Annotated in this window: 22 protein-coding genes; 13 read left to right on the forward strand and 9 right to left on the reverse strand. The window is 69.1% G+C overall.

Annotated features, from left to right (window positions below; all coding sequences use genetic code 11):
• Positions 1-2 precede the first annotated feature (2 nt).
• The 3 genes from PSS76_RS02315 to PSS76_RS02325 are packed head-to-tail and all read left to right on the forward strand — an operon-like array spanning position 3 to position 1789.
• On the forward strand, positions 3-266 hold the full coding sequence (locus PSS76_RS02315) for an Ada metal-binding domain-containing protein (RefSeq protein ID WP_013417492.1): 264 nt from the start codon (positions 3-5) through the stop codon (positions 264-266).
• Complete coding sequence (locus PSS76_RS02320) at positions 267-932, forward strand: alpha-ketoglutarate-dependent dioxygenase AlkB family protein (RefSeq protein WP_013417491.1); 666 nt, start codon at positions 267-269, stop codon at positions 930-932. It begins immediately after the preceding gene.
• On the forward strand, positions 929-1789 hold the full coding sequence (locus PSS76_RS02325) for a DNA-3-methyladenine glycosylase family protein (protein WP_084969065.1): 861 nt from the start codon (positions 929-931) through the stop codon (positions 1787-1789). Before PSS76_RS02320 ends, PSS76_RS02325 begins: the two co-directional genes overlap by 4 nt.
• Before the next feature lie 14 nt (positions 1790-1803).
• On the opposite strand, the gene PSS76_RS02330 is transcribed toward PSS76_RS02325, so the two are convergent.
• The 5 genes from PSS76_RS02330 to PSS76_RS02350 all read right to left on the reverse strand — a co-directional run bounded on the left by PSS76_RS02330 (position 1804) and on the right by PSS76_RS02350 (position 9445).
• On the reverse strand, positions 1804-3201 hold the full coding sequence (locus PSS76_RS02330; protein WP_337455812.1) for an outer membrane protein assembly factor BamB family protein: 1398 nt from the start codon (positions 3199-3201) through the stop codon (positions 1804-1806).
• Positions 3198-4577 (reverse strand): hypothetical protein, encoded by a 1380-nt coding sequence (locus PSS76_RS02335; protein WP_084969063.1) that lies wholly within the window; start codon positions 4575-4577, stop codon positions 3198-3200. Before PSS76_RS02335 ends, PSS76_RS02330 begins: the two co-directional genes overlap by 4 nt.
• Positions 4578-4645: 68 nt before the next feature.
• Positions 4646-6160, reverse strand: coding sequence for a catalase (locus PSS76_RS02340; RefSeq protein ID WP_337455814.1), 1515 nt, complete (start codon positions 6158-6160; stop codon positions 4646-4648).
• 195 nt (positions 6161-6355) lie between these two features.
• Positions 6356-8581 (reverse strand): MMPL family transporter, encoded by a 2226-nt coding sequence (locus PSS76_RS02345; RefSeq protein WP_005517026.1) that lies wholly within the window; start codon positions 8579-8581, stop codon positions 6356-6358.
• A 120-nt stretch (positions 8582-8701) separates the two neighbouring features.
• On the reverse strand, positions 8702-9445 hold the full coding sequence (locus PSS76_RS02350; protein WP_013417485.1) for an SDR family NAD(P)-dependent oxidoreductase: 744 nt from the start codon (positions 9443-9445) through the stop codon (positions 8702-8704).
• Positions 9446-9582: 137 nt separating this feature from the next.
• On the opposite strand from PSS76_RS02350, the gene PSS76_RS02355 reads away from it, so the two are divergent.
• Positions 9583-10851 (forward strand): hemolysin family protein, encoded by a 1269-nt coding sequence (locus tag PSS76_RS02355; protein WP_013417484.1) that lies wholly within the window; start codon positions 9583-9585, stop codon positions 10849-10851.
• A gap of 123 nt (positions 10852-10974) precedes the next feature.
• Here the strand turns inward: PSS76_RS02355 and PSS76_RS02360 are convergent, their stop codons facing one another.
• Entirely contained in the window at positions 10975-12510 is a 1536-nt protein-coding gene (locus tag PSS76_RS02360) for a bifunctional 3'-5' exonuclease/DNA polymerase (RefSeq protein ID WP_175271978.1), read from the reverse strand.
• 186 nt (positions 12511-12696) lie between these two features.
• On the opposite strand from PSS76_RS02360, the gene PSS76_RS02365 reads away from it, so the two are divergent.
• A complete protein-coding gene (locus PSS76_RS02365) occupies positions 12697-13650 on the forward strand; it encodes a DUF808 domain-containing protein (RefSeq protein WP_081184074.1) in 954 nt (317 codons plus the stop codon).
• Between the two features lie 7 nt (positions 13651-13657).
• On the opposite strand, the gene PSS76_RS02370 is transcribed toward PSS76_RS02365, so the two are convergent.
• Positions 13658-14515, reverse strand: a complete 858-nt coding sequence (locus PSS76_RS02370; protein WP_238772178.1) for an alpha/beta fold hydrolase — start codon at positions 14513-14515, stop codon at positions 13658-13660.
• Positions 14516-14617: 102 nt separating this feature from the next.
• Positions 14618-16588, reverse strand: coding sequence for an acyl-CoA dehydrogenase family protein (locus tag PSS76_RS02375; protein ID WP_081206031.1), 1971 nt, complete (start codon positions 16586-16588; stop codon positions 14618-14620).
• A 117-nt stretch (positions 16589-16705) separates the two neighbouring features.
• Here PSS76_RS02375 and PSS76_RS02380 point away from each other — a divergent pair, with 117 nt between their 5' ends.
• The 4 genes from PSS76_RS02380 (at position 16706) to PSS76_RS02395 (ending at position 22355) form a co-directional block, all read left to right on the forward strand.
• Positions 16706-17644, forward strand: a complete 939-nt coding sequence (locus PSS76_RS02380; protein WP_013417479.1) for a LysR substrate-binding domain-containing protein — start codon at positions 16706-16708, stop codon at positions 17642-17644.
• Positions 17645-17898: 254 nt separating this feature from the next.
• On the forward strand, positions 17899-19224 hold the full coding sequence (locus tag PSS76_RS02385; protein ID WP_005517038.1) for an MFS transporter: 1326 nt from the start codon (positions 17899-17901) through the stop codon (positions 19222-19224).
• Positions 19225-19228: 4 nt separating this feature from the next.
• The gene (locus tag PSS76_RS02390) at positions 19229-21145 is read left to right on the forward strand and encodes an FAD-dependent monooxygenase (protein ID WP_064076308.1); all 1917 of its coding nucleotides are present in this window, start codon (positions 19229-19231) and stop codon (positions 21143-21145) included.
• On the forward strand, positions 21138-22355 hold the full coding sequence (locus PSS76_RS02395; protein ID WP_337455816.1) for an MFS transporter: 1218 nt from the start codon (positions 21138-21140) through the stop codon (positions 22353-22355). Before PSS76_RS02390 ends, PSS76_RS02395 begins: the two co-directional genes overlap by 8 nt.
• A 20-nt stretch (positions 22356-22375) precedes the next feature.
• Here PSS76_RS02395 and PSS76_RS02400 read toward each other — a convergent pair whose 3' ends face one another.
• The gene (locus PSS76_RS02400; RefSeq protein WP_238086552.1) at positions 22376-23089 is read right to left on the reverse strand and encodes an IclR family transcriptional regulator; all 714 of its coding nucleotides are present in this window, start codon (positions 23087-23089) and stop codon (positions 22376-22378) included.
• A gap of 162 nt (positions 23090-23251) precedes the next feature.
• Here PSS76_RS02400 and PSS76_RS02405 point away from each other — a divergent pair, with 162 nt between their 5' ends.
• From PSS76_RS02405 to PSS76_RS02420, 4 genes are all read left to right on the forward strand, one after another.
• A complete protein-coding gene (locus PSS76_RS02405; protein ID WP_022598366.1) occupies positions 23252-23701 on the forward strand; it encodes a nuclear transport factor 2 family protein in 450 nt (149 codons plus the stop codon).
• Positions 23702-23771: 70 nt separating this feature from the next.
• Positions 23772-24608, forward strand: coding sequence for an SDR family NAD(P)-dependent oxidoreductase (locus PSS76_RS02410; protein WP_081187234.1), 837 nt, complete (start codon positions 23772-23774; stop codon positions 24606-24608).
• Positions 24601-25413, forward strand: coding sequence for an SDR family NAD(P)-dependent oxidoreductase (locus PSS76_RS02415; protein ID WP_022598364.1), 813 nt, complete (start codon positions 24601-24603; stop codon positions 25411-25413). The genes PSS76_RS02410 and PSS76_RS02415 overlap by 8 nt, the downstream gene beginning before the upstream one ends.
• Positions 25410-26870, forward strand: coding sequence for an FAD-dependent oxidoreductase (locus PSS76_RS02420; protein WP_081122276.1), 1461 nt, complete (start codon positions 25410-25412; stop codon positions 26868-26870). The genes PSS76_RS02415 and PSS76_RS02420 overlap by 4 nt, the downstream gene beginning before the upstream one ends.
• Positions 26871-26967: the final 97 nt, after the last annotated feature.

The following is a 26967-nucleotide window of genomic DNA, read 5'->3' on the forward strand; positions in this document are numbered from 1 at the left end:
GCATGTACACGTTGATCGATCGGGACGGGAAGCCCTACGAGAGCGCCACTCCCGGCACTCTCGGCGGTCACCGCAAGGACCGCATCTACGGCACGCTCGACTGTCCGGGCGCGGCCCGCGCCATCGCCCGCGGCGGCTACGTGACACAGCGCGTGTTCTTTGCCGACGAGGACACCGCCGTCGCCGCCGGTTACCGGCCGTGCGCGGTGTGCCTACGAGACGAGTACGACGAATGGAAGAGATCGCACGGGAAGGGGGACCGGTAGATGTCGGCCCTGCTGCCTCGGCCCCGCCGCACCGTCGCGGACGGTGCGGTGCTGGTCCCCGACTGGCTCGACCTGGGCGAGCAACGCCGACTCGTGGAGGCGTGCCGCGACTGGGCGCGCGGGCCGGTGCCGATGCGGGCCGCGCGCCTGCCCACCGGGCACGCGATGTCGGTGCAGACCGTGTGCCTGGGCTGGCACTGGCAGCCGTACCGCTACAGCCGGATCGCCGGCGACGCGGGTGGCGGGCGGGTGCTGCCGGTGCCGGAGTGGCTGGTGCAGTTGGGGAGACGTGCCGTCACCGACGCCTACGACGATCCGGCTGCGGGTGCCGCCTACGAGCCGGACGCCGCGCTGATCAACTTCTACGACGACGCCGCCCGCATGGGCATGCACCGCGACCAGGAGGAGCGGGCGGACGCCCCGGTGGTGTCGCTGAGCATCGGCGACACCTGCACCTTCCGTTTCGGCAACCCCGATACCCGCACCAAGCCGTACACCGACGTCGAACTGCAGTCGGGTGACCTGTTCGTGTTCGGCGGCCCGTCACGGTTCGCGTACCACGGTGTACCCAAAGTATTTCCGGGCACTGCCGACCCCGACTGCGGCCTCACTGCCGGTCGGCTCAACATCACGCTGCGGGTCACCGGGCTGGAGGACGAACGTTGACCGCCACGAACTTGCCGTTCCGCCCACCCTTCACCACGGCGCCCATGCTCGGCGCCTTGGCGGCGCACGCGGTGGACGGCCTCGAACGCCACGACGTCGAGAGCGGGACGCACACCCGGGTGGTGCCCGCGCCGCACGGGCCCGCGGTGGTGAGCGTCCGCTTCGCCGGGACCGACCACGTCGAGGCGGACATCCGGGCGGCACACTCCGCCGATGTCTCGCATGTCGCAGCACTGGTTCGCCGCTGGCTCGACCTCGACTCCGACCCGGACGTCGTCGACGCCGCACTCGCGCGGCACACCCTGCTCGCGCCGCACGTCGCGGCGCGGCCCGGCCTGCGGGTACTCGGCTCCGTCGACGGCTTCGAGACGGCGGTGCTGACGGTTCTCGGTCAGCAGGTGTCGCTCTCGGCGGCAAGGACATTCGGATCCCGGTTCGTGGCGGCGTTCGGCATCCCGACCGCATTCGACGGGTTCGTCAGCTTCCCTGAACCCGAGTCCTTGGCCGCACTCGATCCGGCGATCATCCGGAAGGCCGTCGGACTCACCGGTGCCCGCGCCCGCACCGTGCAGGCGCTCGCCGCGGCGGCGTCGGACGGGCTGCACCTGGGGCCCGGCGCCGATCCGGTCGAGTTCCGGACCCGGCTGCTCGCGCTGCCCGGCATCGGACCGTGGACCGTGGACTACCTGTCGGTGCGGGTGCTCGGTGACCGTGACGCCTACCCGTCAGGGGATCTGGTGCTGCGCCGGGCATTGGGTGTGAAGACGCCGCGTGAGGCTGCTGCGGCGTCGGAGCCGTGGCGGCCGTGGCGGGCCTACGCGCTGTTCCACCTGTGGACGAGCCAGGCCTTCCTGTGACGCCGCCCAGGCGGCTACCGCGGCAGCGGGCGTAACCCGATCATCGTCCGGGACGAGGCGTACACGTAGTGGCCGGGATGCGGGGCGGCGAGCATTCCGTCCGAGGCGAGCGCGTCGGGGTCGTCGTCGATCTTGCGGAACGGGGTGTCCCAGAGCGATTCCCCGGTCCCGGTGTCGACGGCGCGGATCCCGTCACCGTCGATCGTCAACAGCGACGGCCCGTCGAGTGCCGCAACGGTTCCGAACCGTTTGTCGTCATGGGTCCACAACCGTTCACCGGTACGCAGGTCGAGTCCCGACATCGTCTGCGCCCCAGGGCGCAGGATCGCGACGTCCCCCGCCACAGCGACAGCCGTACCGCGGACGGTGTCGGAGTTGTACTCGTCGGGTTCGCGCGCGGCGACGAGATCAGGACTGGTCCAGACCCGCTCGCCGGTCCGGCGGTCGTACGCGCCGTCGCCGACCAGCAGTGGAAGGCTCTCGTCGGCGGGGTGATCGAACGAGAGGTTCTGGGCCCCCGCGCCTTCGGTCGACACGATGGTGCGTCCGTCACTGCCGATGGCATCGGACCCGGTGATCCGGTAGCCGTCGCACTCGGTGCGGAACCGGACCACGACACCACCGTCGCCGGGGACGGCCCGCGAACAGCCCTCGAGTCGCGTGGTCCACGTCGGCCGGCCACTGTCGAGATCGAAGCCGGCGACATCCGCACCGAGGGTGAGCAGGCCCTGACCATGCGCGACGTCCAGGGCCTGGGGCAGGTCGTCCTCCCAGATCGAGCCCATCGCGAACGGCTGCGACCACTGCGCGTCCGGGTCGGCGAGGGTGCCGGCGTGCAGGCGGACGTCGTCGTCCTCGATGTTGCCCTCCGCGACATACAAGCGGTCGTCGTGGGCGGCGATAGCGAAAACCATCCAGTCCGTGGGTGTTCGGGTGATCTCGCCGGTGCGCAGATCGAATCCGACGAGGGCCGGGTCCTCCGCAAGCGGCGCCGTGAAACACACGAGGCGGCCGTCTACGGGAGCCTCCGCGCAGCCCCCGAGGTCGTCGGCCGCGCTCTGCCAGCGCACCGCACCGTTGCCGGCGTCGATCCCGAACATCTGGGGATCGGTCAGGGTCATGCCGCCGTGCGAGACGCCCACGATACTGACGACGACGTCATCAGCGGCAATGAAACCGGTATTTCCCCAGTCGAATTCGCTGCCGGTGCGGGGATCGCGGAACTCCGCGAACGCCTGTCCGTGCATCGCAGCGGCGTCCACCGACCAGCCCAGCCCCGGTGCGGCATCGTTGGTTCCGGTGATCTTGCGGGTGCCGTCGTCTCCTGCCTGCGCGACGGTGACGACGGCGCCGGTCACGGTCACGACGGCCACCGCCGCGGCCGCGAGCAGGTTACGGATCTCGCGCTTCACCTGGGCACCTCGATCCCGGGTACGAGCGCGATCGCGTCGAGCTGCTCGAACGACACCGGCACGGACGGTGAGTCCGCCTCGGACGACGCTCGGACGAGGGTCCCGGACGGGCGGGTGACGGTCACGACCCGCTGCGTCGTCGCTCTCGTCTCGGAACCGGGGTGCAGACCCATCGATGTGTAGTCGTGCTCGCTCTGTTCGACGACAGACCCGTCGGGGAGTTGTCGCACCGTGGTGCGACTGCGCTCACTCGAGGCCTCGGGTGGGGCGTCGGTCGACGGCAGTTCCTGCCCGCCGGCGATCGCGACGTCGAGCGTCGACTCCCGACCCGGTGTGGTCACCCGCACCGATTGGCACACGGCGTCGCCGCCCAGACGGGCTGGTTGCAGCGCGCCGAGCGGACGATCGAGTGTCAGGCCGTCGAGGGGCACCGCCGCCAGCATCGTGCCGAACCGTTCGGCGGTGGCGCGGTCGATGTCCGGACCCGACCGCTGCTCGACCGGGGAAGAACACGAGGCGGGCGGGGTGGCGCTGCCGGGCGGGACCGGGGCCGTCACGCGCAGGCCGGGCGCGGTGACGAGCACGACGAGTTCGTCGACGGTGAGCGGTACGGTCCCGCTGTTCGCCTGCCCGGAGTCCGCGACCGCGGCATCGGTGGCATAGGCCGAGACGCGGGTCCCGTCCGGCGCGTACGCACTGGCACTGCGCGACAGGGTGCGCACCCCGTTGGTCTCCGACCACGTGTCCAGGACGTCGACGACGGTGCCGTCGGCGAGCGTCCGGCGCGCGTCGAGGTATCCGGCTACGCATGCCGGGATGGCGTCGGTGCTGAGCCGAACCGCGACGGACAGGGAGCCGTTCTTCCCATCCCGCGACAGTGTCGCGTCGGCATTGGTGTTGCCGTCGTAATCCGGAGCGCCGTCCTCCGGCGCGTCCTCGCTCATGATCGGTTGGAAGATCAGCGACCGTTCGGGCGAAGCGAACTCCACCTCCACGCCGCCGGGCAGCGCGTCCCGTAGCGCCCGCGACATGGCACCGGCCTTGGGTCCGGAGAACCACGGGTAGTCGGGGTTGTCGTAACCCGAGTCGCGGTCGACCACGAACGCAGTCCACTCGCTCTCGCCCGGCCGTTCGACGACATCGCATCCGGGGATCTGCGTCGGATACGTCACCGACGGCGTGATGTACGAGTACTCGGGCCGCTCGGGTTCGGTGGTCGGTGGCGTGGTGGTCGGCAGTGCGGTCGTCAGTTCGGGCTCGGGGCTGTGCAGAAACCCCGCGACGACGACGCCGACGGCCACGACGGACACCAGTGACAGCCCGAACGTCCACGCCGCGACCGCGCGGGACGTCCCCGCCTCGTTGTCGTCGCCCAATGTCCCTCCCCGTAACAGACAGCTCCCCTGGGAAGCTGTCTATCACGGATTCGGGATCAATCAGACATTCACGCCTTCGCCTGAGCCGAGGACCGCGCCGGATTGGACTGGCCCGCGGCTTTGGGATCCTTCTCCCCCTGCTTCGCGCGGACGCCGTCCTCGACCCGATCGCCGAGGGTCTTGTCGACGTTGCGCCAATAGTCGAAGGCGCGCACGAGAACCGGCTCGGTGACTCCGTTGAGCAGGTGCCCCACGATGTTCGACACCAGCCGTTCGCGGGCCGCGTCGTCGAGGACGTCGCGCACCATCGTGCCGGCCTGACCCCAGTCGTCGTCGTCCTTGCGGAGCGTGTACGCCTGGTGGACCATCTCGCCGTCGGTGTACCAGCCGGGGGACTCGCCGGACACCGAGATGTCGGCGTGCGGGCCGCCCTTCGAGTTCGGTACGTACACCGGATCGCCCGGATTGTGGTGCCGAAGTTGCCCGTCCTTGGTGTACGAGTTCCGCGGCCCGGCATGCGGCGAATTGACCGGCAACTCCTTGTAATTGGATCCGATCCGGTAGCGGTGCGCGTCCGGGTAGGAGAACCACCGACCGAGCAGCATCTTGTCGGGGCTCGGCCCGGTGCCCGGCACCGAACTGCTCGGCTCGAAGGCGGCCTGCTCGATCTCGCAGTGGTAGTCGGCCGGGTTGCGGTCCAGCTTCATGGTGCCGACGTCGATGAGCGGGTAGTCGGCGTGCGGCCACACCTTGGTGAGATCGAACGGATTGAACCGGTAGGTCTTGGCCTCCTCGTACGGCATGATCTGCATCTTCAGCGTCCAGGTGGGGTAGTCGCCGCCGTCGATGTGCTCCCACAGGTCCCGCTGGTGGTAGTCGGTGTCCATGGCGGCCATCTGGTCGCCCTCGTCCTGCGTGAAGAACTCGATGCCCTGGTCGGTCTTGAAGTGGTATTTCACCCAGAACCGCTCGCCCTGCGCGTTCACCCATATGTACGTGTGGCTCGAATACCCGTTCATGTGTCGCCACGTGCGGGGGATACCGCGGTCACCCATCAGCCATGTCACCTGGTGTGCCGACTCGGGAGACAGCGTCCAGAAGTCCCACTGCATGTCGTGATCGCGCAGATTGTTGTCGGCCCGCCGCTTCTGGGACCGGATGAAGTCCTGGAACTTCATGGGATCGCGGACGAAGAACACGGGGGTGTTGTTGCCCACCATGTCGAAATTGCCCTGCTCGGTGTAGAACTTCAGGGCGAAGCCGCGAGGGTCGCGCCACGTGTCCGGGCTGCCCCGCTCACCGGCGACGGTGGAGAATCTCGCGAGCATCTCCGTCTTCTTGCCGGGCTGGAACAGGTCCGCCTTGGTGTAGGCACTCACGTCGTTGGTGACCTCGAAAGTGCCGAACGCACCGGCGCCCTTGGCATGTGGCTGGCGTTCCGGCACGCGCTCACGGTTGAACTGGGCCATCTTCTCGATCAGGTAGTAGTCCTGGAGGAGGATCGGCCCGTCGGGTCCGACGGTCAGTGAGTGTTCGTCGCTGGGTACCGGGATACCGGAGTCGTCGGTGGTGTAGTTCGACATCTCATTCCTTCCCTACGGATCACGTTTCCGTGCGGTAGAGACGACACCCCGAAAGTATTTGGGCTGCAGGGCATCATCGGTGGAGAGCGCGTACCTGGCCGCGGCGCGGGCGAGGCGCGCCATCCATCACCTACCAGCCGACCACTTCCGGACCGATCCGTCAACCGATGCGCCGTCCCGCCGACCGTCGACGGCTCAGTTCTTCGCCTGCGCCAACTTCGACGGCCACCAGATCTTCCGGCCGATGTCGTGCGAGAGTGCCGGCACCAGCACGCTGCGTACGACGATCGTGTCGAGCAGGACGCCGAACGCGACCGCGAAGCCCACCTCGGCGAGGAACACCAGCGGCAGCACCCCGAGGACCGCGAACGTGCCCGCCAGCACGATGCCCGCCGACGTGATGACGCCGCCGGTCACGGCGAGGCCGCGCAGCACGCCCGACCGGGTGCCGTGCGTGAGCGTCTCCTCCCGGACACGAGTCATGAGGAAGATGTTGTAGTCGATGCCGAGCGCGACCAGGAACACGAACGCGAACAGCGGGAACGACTGGTCTGCACCCGCGAAATGGAACACGTGCGTGAAGAAGAATCCGCACACGCCCAGGGTCGCGGCGAAGCTCAGCACGACTGTCGCGATCAGGATCAGCGGCGTCAGCAGCGCCCGCAGCAGCACCGCGAGCACGATGAAGATCACGACGAGTACGATCGGGATGATCAGGTTCCGGTCGTGCACCGACGCGGTCTGTACGTCGAGCGTCGCGGCCGAGCTACCGCCGACGAGTGCATCCGCGCCCGGCACCGCGTGCAGGGTGTCGCGCAGGCGCTCCACGGTCTCGAGGGCTTCCGGCGAATCGTACGAATCGGCCAGTGCCACATTGACGATGGTCCGACCGTCGATCGGCGCGACGTTCAGCAGCGACGGCGGGCAGCCGGGCGGGAGCTGCTGCGCATTGCCACCGGAGTTCTGCAGCAGCGCCTTGACCTTCTCGATGTCGACCTGCACGCACACCGAGCCGGGGCCCTGCCGCACACCCTCGACTCCACTCGCGGCAGCGATGACGGCGTCGACGGTGGACGCGTTCGTGGCGACGACGGCGGGCGCCCCGGCACCCTGGTCGAAGTTCGCGTCGTAGAGTGCCTGCCCGCGGACGGCGTCGGGCTCGTTGGTGAAGTTCTCGGTGGCGGTGAGGCCGGAGGTCTGCAGGCTGCCGATGCCGACCGCGAACAGCACCGCCAGCAGGACGGTGGCGCCGATCCACGCGGGCCGGTCCCGGCGCCCCACCACGTCCGCGATCCGCCCCCACAGCCCGTGTGTCGCAAGGTCTGTCGCACCGTCGGTCCGGGGCTTGCGCGGCCAGAACACCCACCGGCCGACTGCGGACAACACCACGGGCAGGAAGGTCATCATCACCACGTACGTGCACGCGATGCCGATCGCGGCGACCGGGCCGAGGCTCTTGTTCGAGTTCAGTTGCGAGAAGCCCAGGCACAGCAGGCCGAGGATCACGGTCACCGCGGAGGCGGTGATCGCCGGCGCGGACTCCCGCCATGCCTTGATCATCGCGTCGAAGCGATTGTCGTGAAAGTGCAGTTCCTCCCGATATCGCGCTATCAGCAGCAGCGCGTAGTCGGTGCCGGCACCGATCACCAGCACGAACAGGATGCCCTGGCTCTGTCCGGTGAGGGTGAGAATCTCGTGGTCGGCGAGGACGTAGATCACCATCGACGACAACCCCAGCGCGAGCAGGGCCGAGAACAGCGGGAAGAACCACAGGATCGGCGACCGGTACACCACCAAGAGGATCAGGATCACCACCAGCAGCGCGACACCGAGCAGCGTGCTGTCGAGGCCTTCGAACGCGTCGATGAACGCCACCAGCAGGCCGCCGGGGCCCGCGGGCAACACCTCGAGATCCGACGGCACCGCGTTCTGCGCCGCGTCGATGACGTCCTGTTCCGCGGCCGCGAGGTCGTTGCCCTGGACGGTCGCTCCGTCCTGCTTCGCGATCAACGGCACGAACACCGACGCGGTGGTGCCGTCCGTCGAGATCTGCGTGGGCGTCACGCCGTCGGCGTCCACGCCCTCCACCGACGCCATCGAGATCCGCGCCTGGTCGATCGCGGCCTTGTCGGCGTCCGTCAACCCGCTGTCGCGGTGGAACACCACGGCACCCGGAATGGTCTCCACCTTCAGGAATTTCGCGCTCTCGTTCGCGACGATCGTCGACTCCGCCGATCCGGGTAGATAGGACGCGTTGTCGTTCTTCTGCACCTCGGCGAGCTTGCCCTGGAACGAACCGCCCAGTCCGCCCAGGAAGAAGGCGACGATCGCGATCGCGACGACCGTGAACACCGGCCAACCGCGGCGCACGCGCGTCACCGTGCCGGGCGGCGTGTCACCGGAGGACTCCACTCGTGTCATCGGTGCTCCTCGTGCGAGATCGCGGCCGGACAACCAATGCAGACCAGTACAACACGCCATCTCGCCGGCGGTGGCCGATCACCACATCGAAGGCGGGACGCGTGTGCGGATGCCGGACACTCAGCGCAGTTTGATGCTGCCGCCGTCGACCATGAGTGTCTGTCCGGTGATGTACGACGCGTCGGCGCTGGCGAGGAACACCGCGACCCGTCCGATGTCGGATTCGGGATCACCGAAGCGGTGCAGCGGGGTTCGGGACAGCAGCGCTTCCTCGATGCCGGGATTGGCCGCGATGTAGGCCTCGACGCCCTCGGTGAGAGCCAACGGCGAAATCAGGTTGACGTTGATGTTGTCGGCCGCCCACTCGTTGGCCGCGACGCGGGAGATGGCGCGGATGGCTTCCTTGGCCGCCGCGTACGACGCCTGGTTCACCTGGCCGTCGATTCCGGCGCCCGACGCGAAGTTGATCACCGAGCCCTCGTGGGCCTTCAACTGCTCGTAGCACGCCTTCATCAGCCAGAAGGTGGGATAGAAGCCGGTGCCGAAGGACAGGTCCATCATCTCCTGGGTGGTCTGCAGCAGGGGTGCCTGCCGGGACGCGTGGGCGTTGTTGACGAGCACGTCCACCGAGCCGAACGCGTCCACGGCGGCCGCGCAGATCTGGGCGGCACTCGCCTCCTTCGAGATGTCGGCGGCGAGATAGCGGACCGAATCGCCGAGTTCCGACGCGAGCGCGTTGCCCGCCTCGTCGTTGATGTCGACGACCAGAACCTTGGCGCCTTCCTTCGTGAACGCCCGCGTGATCCCTCGTCCGATACCCCCGGCGCCTCCGGTGACGATCGCGACCTTTCCGTCAAGTCTCATGATTTACTCCGATGCGATTGTGATCGTTGAAGTTTCGTCGTACCGACCTGCGGCCTCGACGATACGGATGTGCGTCCTCTCGAGGTAGCCGGGTGGAGGTGGAGGACGGCAGCGCGCCGCGGCGCTAGTCTCGGGGTGTGAACGGCGGCACGATCCTGAACTTTGTTCTGGTGGTTGTGTTCATCCTGATCGGCGGCGTGTTCGCGGCCACCGAGATCGCACTCGTGTCGCTGCGGGAAGGGCAGCTCCGCGCGCTGGAACAGCACGGGCGGCGGGGTGAGCGTGCGGCCGCGCTCGCGCGGAATCCGAACCGCTTCCTGTCGTCCGTGCAGATCGGAGTCACCGTCGCCGGGTTCTTCTCGGCCGCCTACGGGGCTTCCACACTCGCCCCGAACTTCTCGCCGACGCTGCGGCACTGGGGTCTGTCGGCTGGGACGGCGGACGTGGTGGCGCTCGTCGCGACCACCCTGGTGATCTCGTACCTGTCGCTGGTGCTGGGTGAGCTCGTCCCCAAACGTATTGCGCTGCAGAGCGCAACCGGTGTCGCGCTGGTGACCGCGCCGCCGCTCGACCGGTTCGCCCGACTCGTCCGACCCGTCATCTGGCTGCTCTCGCTGTCCACGAACGCTCTGGTGCGGATCCTCGGCGGCGATCCCGGACGTAAGGGGGAGGAGATCACCCACGAGGAACTGCGCGAGCTGGTGACCGGGCACAGCGCGGTCGCCGAGGAGGAGCGCCGGGTGCTCACGGAGGTGTTCGACGCGGCCCGGCGATCGCTCGTCGAGGTGATGCGCCCGCGCACCGACGTGGACTTCCTCGGCGCAGACACCCCGGTGCGGCGGGCTCGCGGCGACGCGTTGGCACTCGGCCACAGCCGCTACCCGGTGTGCGCGGAGACCCTCGACGACGTCGCCGGTTTCGTGCACCTACGGGACCTGTTGCTCGCGCGCGGCGGCGAGGCGCAGACTGTGGGCGACCTGGCCCGGCCGCTGCTGCGTCTGCCCGGGTCGAAACCGGCGCTCGCCGCCCTCGCCGTGATGCGCCAGGACAATTCGCAGATAGCGCTCGTCGTCGACGAGTACGGCGGCACCGCCGGCATCGTGACGGTCGAGGACATCGTCGAAGAGGTCGTCGGAGAGATCGGTGACGAGTTCGACCCCGAGCCGCGAGTCGCCGACACCGAGCGGTCCCGGGTCGACGGCCGGTTGCTCGTCGACGACTTCGAGCGGGACACGGGTACGGCGCTTCCCCAGGGTCCGTACGAGACGATCGCGGGCTTCGTGCAGCATCGACTGCAACGACTGCCCCGACTCGGCGACCGCGTCGACGTCGACGGGTTCCACCTCACCGTCGAGGCGCTCGACGGCCGCCGGATATCCACCGTGACGGTGACGCCGATCAGGTGACGGGCGCGCCCAACCCGTGGGAGAGGTGGCGTTCGTGATCGCCGCGTGGCTGTTCCTGCTCCCGAAGAAGCGACTCGTCCCGGTACAGCACGACACCATCCGGGGCGGTGCGGCGGAGCCGCGTCAGTCCTCCGGCTCGGCGTAACACTCTCGCACCTCGACCTCCATCGGGAACCGAACTGCTGTGTCGCCGAACAGCAGTCGCGTCGCCGACGCCGCCGAAGCGAGAACGTGCGCGGCCGCCGCGTCGGGACGGCGGGTGTGCACCATCACCTCGTCGTGCTGGAAGAACACCAACTCGCCGTCACCCGGAGCGGCGGACAGGCGCCGGCGCAGATCTGCCAGCAGACACAGCGCCCACTCGGCGGCGGTGGCCTGCACGACGAAGTTGCGGGTGAACCGGCCACGCGCGTGGGTGTCGCCGTTGGACCACCACGAGTCCGACGGCGGCGGGCAGGCGCGGCCGAGCCACGAGTGCACCACCTCGCCGCGCTCACCTGCCCGGGCCGCGTCCTCGACGAGTTGCACCGCGACGGGAAAGCGCTTGCGCAGCAGTGTCAGGAGCGCGCGGGCCTCGCCGGCCGTGGCGCCGTAGAGGACACCGAGGATCGCGATCTTGGCCTTGGCGCGGTCTCCGGCGAAGACCTCGGCCGCGACGAGGGCGTACAGGTCGTCGGTGCCGGCCGCCGCGGTCATCCGCGGGTCGCCGGACATCGCCGCGAGGATGCGCGGCTCGAGCTGGCCGGCGTCGGCGATCACGAAGGTGTGTCCGGGATCGGCGATGACGCTCGTGCGCAACGCCTTCGGGATCTGCAGCGCGCCGCCGCCGCGGCTGGCCCAGCGGCCGGACACCACCCCGCCCGGCACGTACACGGGCCGGAACCTGTTGCCGCGCACCCACGCATCCAGCCACGTCCAGCCGTTGGCGGCGTGCAGCTTCGCCAGGTCGCGATAGCGCAGCAGCGGTTCGACGGCCGGGTGGTCGATCTCCCGCAGCAGATACTTGCGCGTGGACGCCAGTTCGATGCCCTCGCGTGCGAACGCCGCGACCACCTCGGGTTGCGACGCCGGGTTGACCTGACGCCCGAACGCCGCCGACACCTCGTCGGTCACCTGGTGCAGGCGGACGGGCAGCATGTCGTCCCGAGTGCGCGGGCCGAGCGCGTCGGCGAGCAGCGCCAGATGGGCGTCGGTGGAGAACGGCAGCCCGTCGTGGCTCATCTCGGCGGCCGCGAGCCCACCGGCCGACTCCGCGGCCACCAGCAGGCGCAAGCGTGGATCGTCCGCGATGGCCGCGAGCTGGCGGCGGTGCCGCTCGATCACCACGTCGGGCGCGGTGGACGCGACCGCGTCGAACAGTCCGGGACGGTCGTCGACGGGCATCTCGGGTGCGGGTGCGAGCCGCCCGGCGCGCATGTCGAGCAGCGCGCCGGTCAGCCGCAGGTCGTGGCTGCGCTGTACGCGCACACCCTCCGCGAGCAGCGGCGGGCACGCACGTGCGGAGTCCTCGAACACCCAGCGCGGATGCTCGGCCGCCTCGATCTCCCGGACCGTCGCCGCGACGTCTGCCGTGCGGCGCGGCGCCTCCACCGGAGCGCCGGACTCGTCGGTCCGGACCAGCGTGGCACCGTCGCTGTCGGATACCAGCACCGTTCTCACGGCGTCCAGTGTGCGCGACGGCACCGACACGAGCGTGTCGGGCCGGCGGGCGGCGGTGGAGCGGATCCCGGCCGAGCCGGTGTGGCTGCCGCTCCCCGCGCGGCGATAGGCTGACTAGCCCCGAGCACGTGTCGCTCGACCGGCTCAGCGCATCCGGCTGGACACATTCGAAAGTGGGAGGTTCCCGTGGCTGGTGGTCTCGTCGCCCTGCTGGACGACGTCGCAGCGATCGCGAAAGCGGCCGCGGCATCCATCGACGACGTCGGCGCCGCGGCCGGCAAGGCGAGCATCAAGGCGGCCGGGGTGGTCGTGGACGACACCGCTGTCACGCCCCGCTACGTCCACGGCTTCTCGCCGAAGCGGGAACTGCCGATCATCCGGAAGATCGCGATCGGATCGATCCGGAACAAGCTTCTGATCATCCTCCCGGTGGCGATGATTCTCAGCCAGTTCCTGCCGGCGGCGCTGCCCTATCTGTTGATCGCCGGTGGTCTCTTCCTCTGCTACGAGGGCGCCGAGAAGGTCTACGAGGCACTCACCGGCGGCCACCACGAGGACGAGGACGCGCCGGCGCTGCAGGACGGGCCCGAACGTGAGAAGGCGATGGTCAGCAGTGCCATCCGCACCGACCTGATCCTGTCCGCCGAGATCATGGTGATCTCCCTGTCGTCGGTAGAGGACGAACCGTTCCTCACCCGGCTGATGGTTCTGATCGTCGTCGCGATCCTGATCACCATCCTCGTGTACGGCGTCGTCGCCGTCATCGTGAAGATGGACGACGTGGGTCTCGCGCTCGCCCAGCGCAAGTCGACGCTCAGTCAGCGGATCGGCCGCGGCCTCGTCGCCGCGATGCCGAAGGTGATGGCGGTGCTCACCGTGGTCGGCATCGCGGCGATGCTGTGGGTGGGCGGCCACATCCTGCTGGTCAACGTCGGCGAGGCCGGATTCCACTGGCCGGCCGACCGTCTGCACGACCTCGAGCACTGGTTCGGCGAACTCGTGCACGGCGGCTTCGGCGGCGTCCTGTCGTGGACCGCGGGAACGGTGGCGTCCGCCGTCGTCGGACTGATCCTGGGCGCGATCGTCGTGCTGATCGCGCACCTGCTTCCGAAGCGGAAGAAGGACACGACGGCGCACTGAGGCGGTATCACCGCCCCAGGGAGAGCATCGCGGCCGCCACCCCGTCGGCGGCCGTACCGGGGATCGCGGTCGCCGCATCTTCCATCACGAGTAGCCGCGCGCCGGGGATCTCTCGTGCGCACGCCTCACCGTTGCCGAGGGGAAAGAACGGGTCGTGCCTGCCGTGCACCACGAGTGTCGGGATCGTGAGTTCGGGCAGGCGTTCGCGCCAGCGCGGCTTGCAGTCGAGCTCGGAGAACACCATTCCCAGCTGGTTGGCCATCTGGATCGCCGGTTCGGTGCTCTGCGTGCGGTCCCAGATGCGTTCGGCGCTCACGCGAGCGGCGGCGGGGTCGTCGCCGAGGATCTCGGCGCCGGCGGCGGCGAATTCCGCCACGGCGGCGCGGTCGGACCAGTCCGGCATCGGATGTGAGAACAGCCGGCCCATGGTTGCGTCGTCATGGTCGGGCAGATCGTCGTCGACCGGCCCCGGAGCGACAGGCCGCGTTCCGACGAGCGTGAGTGCGCCGAAAGCGTCCGCATGATCGAGCGCGGCTACCTGGGCCACCATTCCGCCGACACCGATGCCCGCCAGATGCGCCGGCCTCGAGTCGAGTTCGTGGGCGAGCGCCGCGGCGTCCGCGGCCAGGTCGCGCAGGGTGTAGGCCGGCTTCTCGGGATCGACGGTGGTCGACGCACCGGAATCGCGCAGGTCGTACCGCACGACGTGGTGCCCGCCGCGAGCGAGTGCGGTGCACAGCGCGTCGGGCCACGAGAACATGGTGGTTCCGCCCGTGAGCAGAATCAGCGGTGCTGTCGGATCCCCGAAGTGCTCCACCCCGAGTGAGACGCCGTTGGCGCCGATCGCTTCCCATCCCTTTGCCACAGGGATTCTCCCCTCGTCAGATACTGCGCTTGCACAGATAGACCCGACTCGGAGGGGAAAACCATCGGGCTCCACAGGGAATTGGAGCCAGTTGAACGCAGGCTATGTGGTGGCCCCCTCGACTGTGGTGGTCGAGAATCTGCGCGCGACGTTCTCCTCCGTCGACGGTCCGGGCGCCCAGGACGCGATCCACGGCCCGGTGCCCTCCGACTGGTCGAGGACTCCGGCCTCGAGCCACGTGTACTCGCCGCCGAGCACGCCGCGCGAGATCCGATGGTCGGTGTCGTCGGTGTTCTCCCACAGCGCCGCGAAAAGACCATCGATCCGCAGCCGCGCCTGCCGGCAGAACGCGTCGGCGAGGTCGATGGCGGCTGTGCCGCGCTCCGGGTCATCGGCGCGCTCCATGTCCGCGCGCACACAGGCCGCAGACATCGCGAACAGCTCGGCACCGATATCGACGACGCGCCCGAGGAACGACTGGTGCTTCTCCATGCCGGCCTGCCAGCGCGCCATGCCGTAGAACGTGGAGCGGGCGAGCTTGCGCGCGTTCCTTTCCACGAAGCGTAGATGCGTTGCCAGCGAACCGAACTCGCTGTACGACGTGGGCAGCTGGCCCTTGCCGGACACCAGGTGCGGCAGCCACCGCGCGTAGAAGCCGCTCGCCCCGAGCGCTGCCTTCGCCTTGTGCTGCAGGTTCGCCTTCGGATCGGCCAGATCGCCCGCGGCGGCGAGGTGCGCATCGACGGCTTCGCGAGCTATGAGCAGGCGCATGATCTCGCTCGAGCCCTCGAAGATGCGATTGATCCGCAGATCGCGCAGCAACTGCTCCACCGGCACTGCTCGTTCGCCGCGGGCCGCCAGTGACGCCGCGGTCTCGTAGCCGCGTCCGCCGCGGATCTGGACCAGGTCGTCGGCGATCCGGCAGGCCATCTCGCTGGACCACAGTTTGGCCAGTGCGGCCTCGATGCGGATGTCGTTGCGCCCCTCGTCGGACATCCTGCCGGCCAGATCGAGGACGGCCTCGAGCGCGTACGCGGTGGCCGCGATGAACGAGATCTTGGCCGCCACCGCACCGTGCTCGCCGACCGGCCGGCCCCACTGCACCCGTTCGGCGGACCATTCGCGCGCGATCTTGAGCGACCACTTGGCGGCCCCCGCGCACATCGCAGGAATCGCCAACCTGCCCGCGTTGAGAGTGGTCAACGCGATCTTGAGTCCGTCCCCCTCGCGACCGACGAGGTTCTCGGCCGGGACCCGTACCTGATTCAGCCGGGTCACGCCGTTCTCGATCCCGCGCAGGCCCATGAACGCATTGCGGTGTTCGACGGTGATGCCGGGGGAGTCCGCCTCCACCACGAACGCGCTGATCCCGCCGCGATGTCCACTGCCCGGCTCGCCGGGGCGCCCCTCGCTGCGCGGCACCCGCGCCATCACCACCAGCAGCTCGGCCACCACACCGTTGGTGGTCCACAGCTTGACGCCGTCGAGTAGATACGCGGAACCGTCATCGGTCGGGGTCGCCGTCGACGCCATCCGCGCAGGGTCGGAGCCGACGTCGGGCTCGGTGAGGAGGAACGCCGAGATCGCGCCCTTCGCGCAGCGCGGCAGGAACTTCTTCTTCTGCTCTTCGGTGCCGGCCAGCTTCAGCGGTTCCGGCACACCGATCGACTGGTGCGCCGACAGCAACGCGCCGAGGCTCCCGTGTACCGACGACACCACCATCAGCGCGCGGTTGTAGGCGACCTGGGACAGTCCGAGCCCGCCGTACTCGACCGGCACCTTGAGCCCGAAGCAACCGAGTTCGGCCAACCCGGCGACGTACTCGTCGGGGATGCGGGCGTCCCGCTCGATCACCGACCCGTCGATCCCCCGGCAGTACCGCTCGAGGTCGGCGAGGAAGACGTCGGTTCGTGCGGCCTCGTCGGGGGCGGGCCGGGGGAAGGGATGGACGAGGTCGAGCGGGAATCGCCCGAGGAACAGTTCCTTGGCGAAGGACGGTTTCTCCCAGCCGCTCTCGCGGGCCTCCTCGGCGACCGCGCGGGCCTGTTCCTCCGTCACCTGGGTCGGTGTCACCGTGATCCGCCTCCTCGAAGAGAGCGATCGAAGAACCTAGCGAACAAGCTACTGGCGAGTATTCCCCTCGATCGTGGTTTGCGGAACCCGTGCGAGAATCGATGCCCGGAGGTAACCATGGTCAGCTCGGCAAGGCCGCCGGCGTACACGATGCGTCAGCTGTTCGTGTTCGTCGCCGTCGCCGAGACCGGCACCATCCGGGCCGCCGCGGATCGGCTGCACGTCTCGCAGTCCGCGGTCTCGCTCGCGATCACCGAACTCGAGCGCGGACTCAAGTCGCAGCTGTGCGTGCGCCGGCGGGCGCACGGCGTCCAACTCACCCCGACGGGCGAACGGGTGCTGATCCGCGCGAAGGCGCTGCTCGAGCAGGCGGGCGACCTCGCCGCCGAGGCGTCCGGGGCGGAGGGCGTGCTCACCGGTCCGCTCGCGATCGGTTGCTACTCGTCGCTCGGCCCGACACTGCTGCCGCGGCTGCTGTACGAGTTCAACCAGCTGCACCCTCAGGTCACCGTCGACTTCGTCGAGGACACCCAGGACCGCCTCGAAGGGCGGCTGATGTCGGGCGAGCTGGACCTCGCGATCGTCTACGACCTCGACCTGTCGCCGGAACTGCGGCGGGCCCGGATGGACACCCGGCAGCCCGCGATCCTGCTGCCCGCCGACCATCGTCTGGCCGACGCGCCGGTCGTCGAGCTCGCCGAGCTCGCCGACGAGCCGATGGTGCTGCTCGACGCCCCACCGAGTTCGTTCCATGCGCTGCAGATGTGCAGCCGCGCCGGCTTCACTCCGCAGGTGCGGTTTCGTCCCAAGAACTTCGAGACAGCCCGCGCGCTCGTCGGCCGCGGCTTCGGCTGGACGCTGCTGATCCAGCGGCCGCAGCTCGACGTCACGTACGAGGGGCTCGGCGTCGTCGTCCGCCCGGAGGTGGAGCCTCCGGTACCGGAGGTCGACATCCTCCTGGCGTGGTCGCAGGACGCGCTGCTGAGCCGAACCGCGCGCGCCTTCGTCGACTTCGCGGTGGACGGCGATGTCGCAGGAGATGTCGCAGCCCACTGAGACGGCGTCGGTGTAGGCACTCTCACACGGGACAATCGGTCCGGAACAAGGCAGGATCCGAAGCGGCGAGTCCGCTACCCGGGCGTGCGCCGCACCTGAGTGACAAACCTCAGGATTTCTGCGCATTCACCCCGCTTTCTTGCGCTTTTCACGCGATGTGATCCAGGTCAAGATGTCCTGCAGGCCGCTTAGTCGGCATGTGTGCAGGTGGGTTTCGTCCCTGCATGCCTCCAGAGTTGAAAGGCACCCGAACCATGACGGCAACCATGGCTGCGGCTCCGCCGCAGGAGTTGCACCGCAAGGCCCGCAAGGCCGCGCTCGGCAGCTTCGTCGGCACCGCGATCGAGTGGTACGACTTCTTCATCTACGGCACGGCCGCGGCGCTGGTACTCGGGCACCAGTTCTTCCCGAACTCCTCGGACCTCGCGGGCACGTTGGCGTCGTTCGCGACGCTCGCCGTCGGCTTCATCGCGCGTCCCATCGGTGGCGTCGTCATGGGCCACTTCGGCGACCGCGTCGGCCGGAAGTCGATGCTCGTCATCTCGCTGCTGCTCATGGGCTTCGCGACCGTCGGCATCGGTGTGCTCCCCAACTACGACGCGATCGGCGTGTTCGCCCCGATCCTGCTCGTGACGCTGCGCTTCGTCCAGGGCCTCGGCGTCGGCGGCGAATGGGGCGGCGCGGTGCTCGTCGCCACCGAGAACGCCCCCGAGGGGCGCAAGGGCCTCTACGGTGCGGCCCCGCAGATCGGCGTCCCGGCGGGTGTCCTCGTCGCGAACCTCGTCTACCTGCCGCTGACCGCCTTCATGAGCGACGAGACCTTCAAGGCGTGGGGCTGGCGAATCCCGTTCCTGCTCAGCGCCGTCCTCGTGCTGGTCGCGATGTGGATCCGGCTCGGCCTCGAGGAGAGCAACGAGTTCAAGGAGACCAAGGATCAGGAGCAGCCGAACAAGCTGCCGATCATGGAGGTCCTCACCAAGCACTGGAAGACGGTGCTGCTGGCCGGGGGCACGTTCATCGCCACCAACGGCATCGCGTACGCGTACATGGTCTACGTCCTCAAGTACGGGGAGACCGAACTCGGCTTCAGCAAGACCACGATGCTGTTCCTGCTGATCGGCTCGTGCCCGTTCTGGATGGCCGGTATGGCATTCAGCGCGTGGAAGTCCGACACCATGGGACGTCGTCCCGTCTACGTGCGCAGCTCGATCGCGCTCGTGATCGCCGCCGCCGTGTTCTTCCCCCTCATGGACACCGCGGTCCTGCCCGTCATGATCGTCGCGATGATCGGCCTCGGCTTCACCCTCGGCTGCTGCGCCGGACCCCAGTCCGCGCTGTTCGCGGAGCTGTTCCCGCCGGCGATCCGCTACTCGGGTGCCTCCCTCGGCTACCAGATCGGCGCCATCCTCGGCGGCGGTCTCGCCCCGATCATCGCCACCGCGCTGTACGCGAGCTTCGACACGTCGCTCGCGATCACCGGGTACTTCGTGCTGATCGCCCTGATCAGCCTCGCCAGCATCCTCGTGCTGAAAGTTCCCGGTACCACGTCCTCCCGTCCGATCGAGCAGGAAGCGGTCTAGCTCCATGTCGACCTACTACCAGCCCAAGAAGTACCCGGCCTCGGACTTCGCGTCGATGACGCCCGCCGACGAGACCCTGCCCGTCGTCATCGTCGGCGCCGGCCCCGTCGGCATGGCCGTCGCGCTCGGCCTCGCACAGCGCGGCATCCCCGTCACGATCCTCGAGGCCGCCGACCAGGTGTCCTTCGGCAGCCGCGCGATCTGCATCTCCCGCCACAGCCTCGAGGCCGCCGCGCGCCTCGGCTTCGGCGCCGAGCTGGAGAAGATCGTGCTCCCGTGGGTCGGTGGCCGCAGCTTCTACCGCGACCAGCAGGTGCTGCACTTCCAGATGCGCAACGCCGACCACGACGTGCGCCCGCCCATGATCAACGTCTCCCAGTCGGAGTTCGAGCAGATCATGGTCGACACGATCGAGGCGAACCCCCTCATCACGCTGCACTGGTCGGCGAGCATCGCCGGCGTGCTGCGCGCCGACGACGAGGTCACTCTCGAGGTCGACTGTGCCGGTGGCAAGCGCCACCTGCGCGCCCGCTGGGTCGTGGCCGCCGACGGTGGCCGCAGCCGCATGCGCGAACTGGCCGGACTCCGGCTGCAGGGCAACAACTACGACGGCCGCTACGTCATCGCCGACATCCACTGGGAGTCGGAACTGCCGGCCGAGCGCATGGTCTGGTTCGATCCGCCGAGCAACCCCGGCTCGACGATCATCATGCACAAGCAGCCCAAGAACATCTGGCGCATCGACTACCAGCTCGACCCGTCCGAGGACGCCGAGATCGAGACGCAGGAGGACCGCATCCGGGACCGCATCACGCGGCACCTGGAGTGGCTGCAGAACGATCTGCCGTGGACCCTCGAATGGCACGGCTTCTACAGCGCTCGCGCGCTGGCGCTCGAGGACTTCACGCACGGTCGCCTGCTGTTCGCCGGCGACGCCGCCCATCTGGTGCCGATCTTCGGTGTCCGCGGGTTGAACTCGGGCATGGAGGACGCCGAGACCCTCGCCTGGCAGCTCGCCGCGGTGATCCACGGCAATGCTGACGAGAAGATGCTGCAGGCGTACTCGGTGGAGCGCCACGACGCGTGGCGGCAGAACGTCGCCAACGCTGGTAAGAGCACGCTCATCATGTCGCCCGGGAGCCACGGCTACCTGACCACGCGTGACGCGATCCTCGCGCTGGCCGTCAACCGCCCCGAGTTCAGCCACCTCATCAACCCGCGGCAGTCCAGCGCCACCAACGCCAGGATCTCGCCGCTCACGTGGCCCACCCCGGCCGATGTCGCGGGCGTCGCCGCCGGCGACCCGGTCGACGATCGTCGCGTCGTGACCGCCGACGGCACCGAGACGTCGCTCAACAAGCTGCGCGGCACCGGTTTCGCGGTGCTCGGTGTGCAGGTCGATGCCGCGGCGCTGGCCGCCGCGACCGCAACTCTCGCCGCGGCGTTGGCTCCGGAGTCGGTGCGCGCCATCCTGATCGGTAGCGACACGTCCGACGCGTCGGTCTCCGTCGTGCCCGACGCCGACGGCGGGATCGTCGCCGCGCTCGGTGCCCGCGACGGCGAGGTCTTCGTGATCCGCCCCGACGGTCTGCTGCTGTGCCGCATCGACGGTGTCGGACGCATCGAGGACGTCGCCCGCCACCTTTCGCTGGGGGATGCCCCGACCGGTGCCAGCGCCACCGTCGACAGCGGACCCGCCATCGACCCGGCGGAGCTGCGCCGCGAGAACGTGTGGATGGGTCTGTCCGACGCGCTCGACCAGGTCGGCGAGACAGACCGCGAGGGCTTCCTCGCGCGCCTCGCCCTGGTCCTCGGCTCACAGGTGGGGCAGCGTGAGTTCGAGGAGGCCATCGCGGCCGCCGCCGATCCGTCGCTCACCGTTCCTGCCGACCGGAACGCGGACGCCACCATCGGTGGCTGAGCAGGTCTCCGAGTCCAGCGCCGCCCGGCAGCAGCCGGCGGCGCTGGAGTCGTCTTCGTGGCCGGTGGTGGTCGTCGCATTGCTTGCCGGGGTCCTGGCCGCCAGTCAGGTCGGCAAGGTCATCGTCGCACTGCCGACGGTGCGCGACGATCTCGGAATGAGCCTGACCGCGGCAGGGTTCCTGCTGTCGTCGTACACGTTCGTGGGCGCTCTGCTGGGCAGTGCGGCAGGCGGATTCGTCGACAGACTCGGCCGACGCCGAATGCTGGCGTTCGCTCTGCTCGCCCTCGCGGCCGGCGCCGGGCTCGGTGCGATCGGTCCCGGGACACCGGCGTTGCTGTTCTCCCGGGTCCTCGAGGGGCTCGGCTTCATGGGCGTCGCGGTGTCCGCTCCCGCCACCATCACGGCGGCGTCGGGGGACCGGCATCGCCGCTTCGCGCTCGGGCTGTGGGGCATCTACATGCCGCTCGGACAGTTCGTCGCGATCCTGCTGGGCCCGTCGATCATCGACGCGGTCGGCTGGCGGGGGCTGTGGGCCGTCAACGCCGGACTGCTGCTCGGGTGCGCGGGCCTGGTGGTCGCGGTGGTGCCTCGCGTGGCCGGGGTTCCGGCTGCGTCGGCCGGGGCGAAACGAGCTCCCGTGTGGCGCAACCCGGCTGCAGTACTGATCGCTGTCGCCTTCGGTACCTACTCGCTGCAGTACCTCGCGGTCATCGGGTTCCTGCCCACCGTGTACGCATCGGGCGGGTGGGCCGACACCTCTGCGGCGATCCTCACCGCGCTCGTCGTCCTCGGCAACATCGTCGGCAACGTCGTTTCCGGAGTGTTGCTGCACCGGGGCGTACGCCCCGGCACGCTGATCGCGGTGGCCGCGACGTCGATGGGACTGGCTGCCGTCCTCGTCTACGCCGGGTGGTCGCCGTTCGGCCTGTCCTACGGTGCTGCAATCGCTTTCGCCCTTCTCGGTGGGCTGCTGCCGGCCGCCGTGTTCGCAGCCGTGCCCAGCGCCGCCCGCGGACCGCGCGAGATCGGCCCCGTCAACGGACTGGTGGTGCAGATGTCGAACGTCGGGTCGATCGTGGGACCGCCGGCCGTCGCGTTCGTCGCCACCCACGTCGGGGGCTGGTCCATGAGCCCCCTGGTGCTCGCGACCGCAGCCGTGGCTTGCCTCGTGGCCGGACTCGCCCTGCGGGTCAGGGATTCTCGCTGACCTGACCCGCCTTGCGGCGGTCAGCGGAGCAGTAGCGCCCCCAGTCGCCGGGCCGCGGCCATGACCGCCTCGCCCAGCTTCTGCTCCTCCGACGAATCGAACACCGAGACACCGATGCTCACCAGGTCAGCCGGCCGGCGGTTCGGCAGCGTGGCGGAGATGCCCGTGACCGAATGAGTGACCTCCCCCGAGGTCACCGCGAATCCGCGCTCGCGGGCGCGCGTGACCTCGGGGCGTTCGCCCTCCTGCGGCGGCAGCGCCGCGAGCATCGCCAATCCCGCCGACCCGCGGTTGATCGGGTCGATCTGGCCGGCATTGAAGCCGACGTGCGCCCGGGAGTTGCGCGGCTCGATCACCATGAGCGCGCGGACCGAGTCCTCGCCCTCCCGGACCGCGAGGTGCGCGGTCGCCTCCACGGAATCCGCGAGCTCCTCGAGGATAGGGCGGGCGAGTTCGCGCAGGTCCTGCTCCACCGAGCCCGCGAGCGTCACCAGTCCCGACCCCAGCAGGATGCGTTTGCTCTCGGTCCGTCGGCACAGTCGGTGCGCCTCGAGGGTGCGCACCAGCCGATCCGCGACGGTGCGATGCACGCGGATTCCCTCGCCGATCTCGGTGATCGTCAGCCCGTACTTGTGTTGCGTCAGCAACTCGAGGATCTCGAGCCCGTTGTGCAGCGTCTTCGACATCCGTGAATCGAGCTGGACCGCGCCCGTTCTCCCAGCACTTTCGTTCATCCGTTCATCGGAACCGACCGACGCCATGGATCCCTCCCTTGACTCGTGTGAGGCGAGACACCTACGCTTCTTCTTAATCGCACTATGCGTTCGATTATCGCACATCGAGTGTGACGGCGCAATCCCGTTCGGGAAGCGCCGTCGAGGGTCGAGGAGTTCGTGATGACAGGGATCGAGGCACGCGCCGACATCGGCGCCGTGGCGATCGTGGAGATCCACCAGCTGTACGGGCGGCAGAGCCACCTCATCGACGAGGGGCACGCGTCCGAGTGGGCGGCCACCTTCACGGCAGACGGTGAATTCCACTCACCCAGCTACCCGGCCCCGGTCGTGGGAGTCGAGGCGCTCACCCAGTTCGCCGACGCGTTCTTCACGAACGCGTCCGTGGCGGGGGAGGCGCATCGGCACGTGCTCACCAACATCGCCGTCGATCGTGTCGGTGACGACGAGCTCGAGGTCCACGCCTACCTGCAGATCGTCGCGACCCGGATAGGCGGGGATTCCCGCCTCGTGCGGTTCACCACCGTCACCGACCGGGTGGTGCGAGAGGGCGGGCAGTGGCGCATTGCGCGCCGCGTCGTCCGCCGGGACGATCAGGCCCCTCAGTCCTGACATCTCGGGGCTCGACAGACGTGCATCCCGAATCTTTTGCAGAACATTGTTTTTGGAGGAACACCCGATCATGACCGAAACCGCTGACACCCAGAACCCCGGCCGCACCGACGCGTCCCTGATGACTGCGCTGTACCCGGAGATGGCCGGCAAGGTCGCCGTCGTCACCGGCGCTGCCCGGGGTATGGGCGCGGCCTTCGCGGCCGGTCTCGCCACCCGCGGCGTCAACGTCGTCGGCGCCGACATCAACGAGGAGCAGATGGCGGCCACCGCCGACGAGATCAACGCCGCGCTCGCCGCGAACTCGCTGGCCGAGACGCCCGGACGCGTCGTCGGCACCCGCATCGACGTCACCAAGGCGGACGAGCACGAGGCGCTCGCGCAGGTCGCGCTGAAGGAGTTCGGCCACATCGACTTCTGGATCAACAACGCGGGCATCTTCCCGTTCGCGCTGGTCGACGAGATCTCCCCCGAACAGATCGCCGCGGTGCTCGACGTCAACGTCGAGGGTGTGCTGTTCGGCGCGCAGGCCGCGTCCCGCCACATGGCGCCGGGCGGCGCGATCGTGAACATGTCGTCGGTGTCGGCGCTGCGCATCCGCCGTGGACGCGGCGCATACTGCACCTCGAAGGCGGCCGTCGCGCACCTCACCGAGTCGCTCGCTGTCGAACTGGGCGACAAGGGTATTCGCGTCAACGCCATCGCCCCCGGCTACATCGACACCGAGATGACCCGGTGGGTCCGCGAGGATCCCGCCGCCCTCGAGCACGCGCTGAGCGTGGTGCCGCTGCACCGCCTCGGCTCGCCCGAGGAGGTCTTCGGGCCGCTGCTGTTCCTGCTCTCGGACAGCGCCCGCTACGTCACCGGCCATTCCATCGCCGTCGACGGTGGTTCGCGCCATGTCTGAGTCGACGGGTCGTTCTGCAGGCTCCACTTCCGAGACTTTCCCGAACGTCGTCCTCGTCACCGGCGCCGCCGGCGGCATGGGCGCGGGCCATGCGAAGGCATTGGCCGCACGGGGCGTGCACGTCTGCGTCGCCGACGTCGCGGACAGCTCCGCGGTCATGGCCGAGATCGAGGCTGCCGGTGGCAGCGCGTCGGCGCACGAACTCGACGTCGCGGACTCCGCGGCCTGGACCCGGGTGATCGACGAGATCCGCTCCACCAAGGGCGAACTCGGTGGTCTGGTCAACAACGCCGGCATCAGTCGGCGACGCGAGTTCATGGACACCCCGGACGACATCTGGGAACTGACCATGCGGATCAACCTGTTCGGTCCGTTCTACGGGATGAAGGCCGCCGCACCGCTGATGCGGGAGAGCGGCGGCGGATCGATCGTGAACATCTCGTCGATCTCCGGCCAGGTCGGCTACTTCTCGCCGGCGTACGCGTCGAGCAAGTGGGGACTGACCGGGCTGTCGAAGTCGGCGGCCGGACAGTTCGCGCAGTGGGGCATCCGGGTGAACTCCGTGCATCCCGGGCTGGTGGGCACCGCTCTCGTCGGGGGAGCGGACGCCTTCGTCAAGGCCTCGCTGCAGAGCATCCCGGCCGGACGCATGGGCACCGTCGACGAGATCACGGATGCGGTGCTGTTTTTGCTGTCCGACCGGTCCACGTACATGAACGGCAGTGAGGTGACGGTCGACGGCGGCCTGGTGTCCAACGGGCTGTACCACCGCATTCTCGCCGAGACGGGAGGAGCCCTCTCTTGAGTGAAGACAACTGGGACGTCGTCGTGATCGGCGGCGGCGGAGCGGGACTCGCGGCCGCGGTCTCGGCGGCCGAGCAGGGTGCATCGGTGCTGCTGTTCGAGTCGCAGACCGAACTGGGCGGCTCGACGCAGCTGTCGGCGGGATTGTTCACCGCCGCCGGCACGAGCGTCCAGCGGGGCCTCGGGATCGAGGACACCGCCGAGAAGTTCTTCCAGCACTACATGGACCTCAACCACTGGATGCTCAAGCCGGGTCTGGTCCGCGCCTTCTGTGAGAACGCCGGCCCCACACTGGAGTGGCTGATCGGCCTGGGCGTGGAGATTCCGGCCCGCGAATCCGCCAACGCCCACATGCCGGGTCTCGCGCAGGCCGGCGTCGAGGACGTCTGGCGCGGGCACGTGCCCAAGGATCAGGGTTACGGGCTGGTCCAGGTGCTCGACAAGGCGCGCCGCGACCAGGGCGTCGAGGTGGTTCTGAACACCCGCGTGCAATCGCTGCTTGTCGAGGACGGCCGGGTGGCCGGTGTGGTCGCCGACGACATCGAGGTCCGCGCGTCGTCAGTGGTGATCGCCAGCGGCGGATTCGCGCAGAACAAGGATCTGGTCGACCGCCTCTACCCGTTCGCGAACCGGGGCGGGGACTCCCTCTTCGTCGTGGCCGCCGAGGGCAGCCAGGGCGACCACCTGGCGTTCGGTGAGCAGGTCGACGCGGCCGTCACCGGCGAGGGCTGGGGTCTGATGCTGCCCACCGTCTACTTCCAGCGGTTCCACCACTGGCAGTCGGGCTTCCCGCCCAAGTCGCGGATCTACGTCAACGGCGACGGCCGTCGGTTCATGGACGAGGACGCGTCGTACGCGGTCTCGACCGGGATCATCGACGCACAGCAGGGCGGGGCCTGGGTCGTCTTCGACGAAAGGGCTAGACTGAATCTTCCTGCGGGCTATACTGATTGGGCTCCCGAGCGGATTCTCGACGAGGCCGAGGCCGGGCGCACCCTCCGAGCGGACACGCTCACCGAACTCGCCGCCGCGATGGGCGTGCCCGCCGATGCTCTCGAGGCGGCCGTCGCGCGGTGGAACGACCAACTCCCGAACGGTGTCGACGACGACTTCCTGCGTCATCGCACCCTCGCGAACAAGGGATCGACCGCCGACCCCGACCCGATCGACCAGGGGCCGTTCTACGCGGCCCGACTTCTGCCCGCCGAACTCGTCTGCACACACGCGGGCGTCGAGATCGACGGCAACGCATCGGTACTGGACCGGACCGGACGCCCGGTCCAGGGACTCTTCGCGGCCGGTGAGGCCGGAGCCGGCATCCTCGGCCTCCGGTACGTGGGCGGCGGCAACGCCGTGGCGAACGCCCTCACGATGGGCCGGATCGCCGGAATGAACGCCGCGCGCACCGCCCGCGGCGAGTCGACGACGTCGACGGCACTGACAACTGCAGGAATCTGACACCGAGCGTGTTGCGCACCAGACACTTACAAAGGACCATCCATGCCAACGAACGATATTGTGGAGCCCGCGGTTCGTAACCCCGAGCCCGCCCGAG

Origin of the sequence: Prescottella sp. D32 (genome assembly GCF_037287305.1) — a bacterium.
In the GTDB taxonomy this organism is placed as follows: domain Bacteria; phylum Actinomycetota; class Actinomycetes; order Mycobacteriales; family Mycobacteriaceae; genus Prescottella; species Prescottella equi.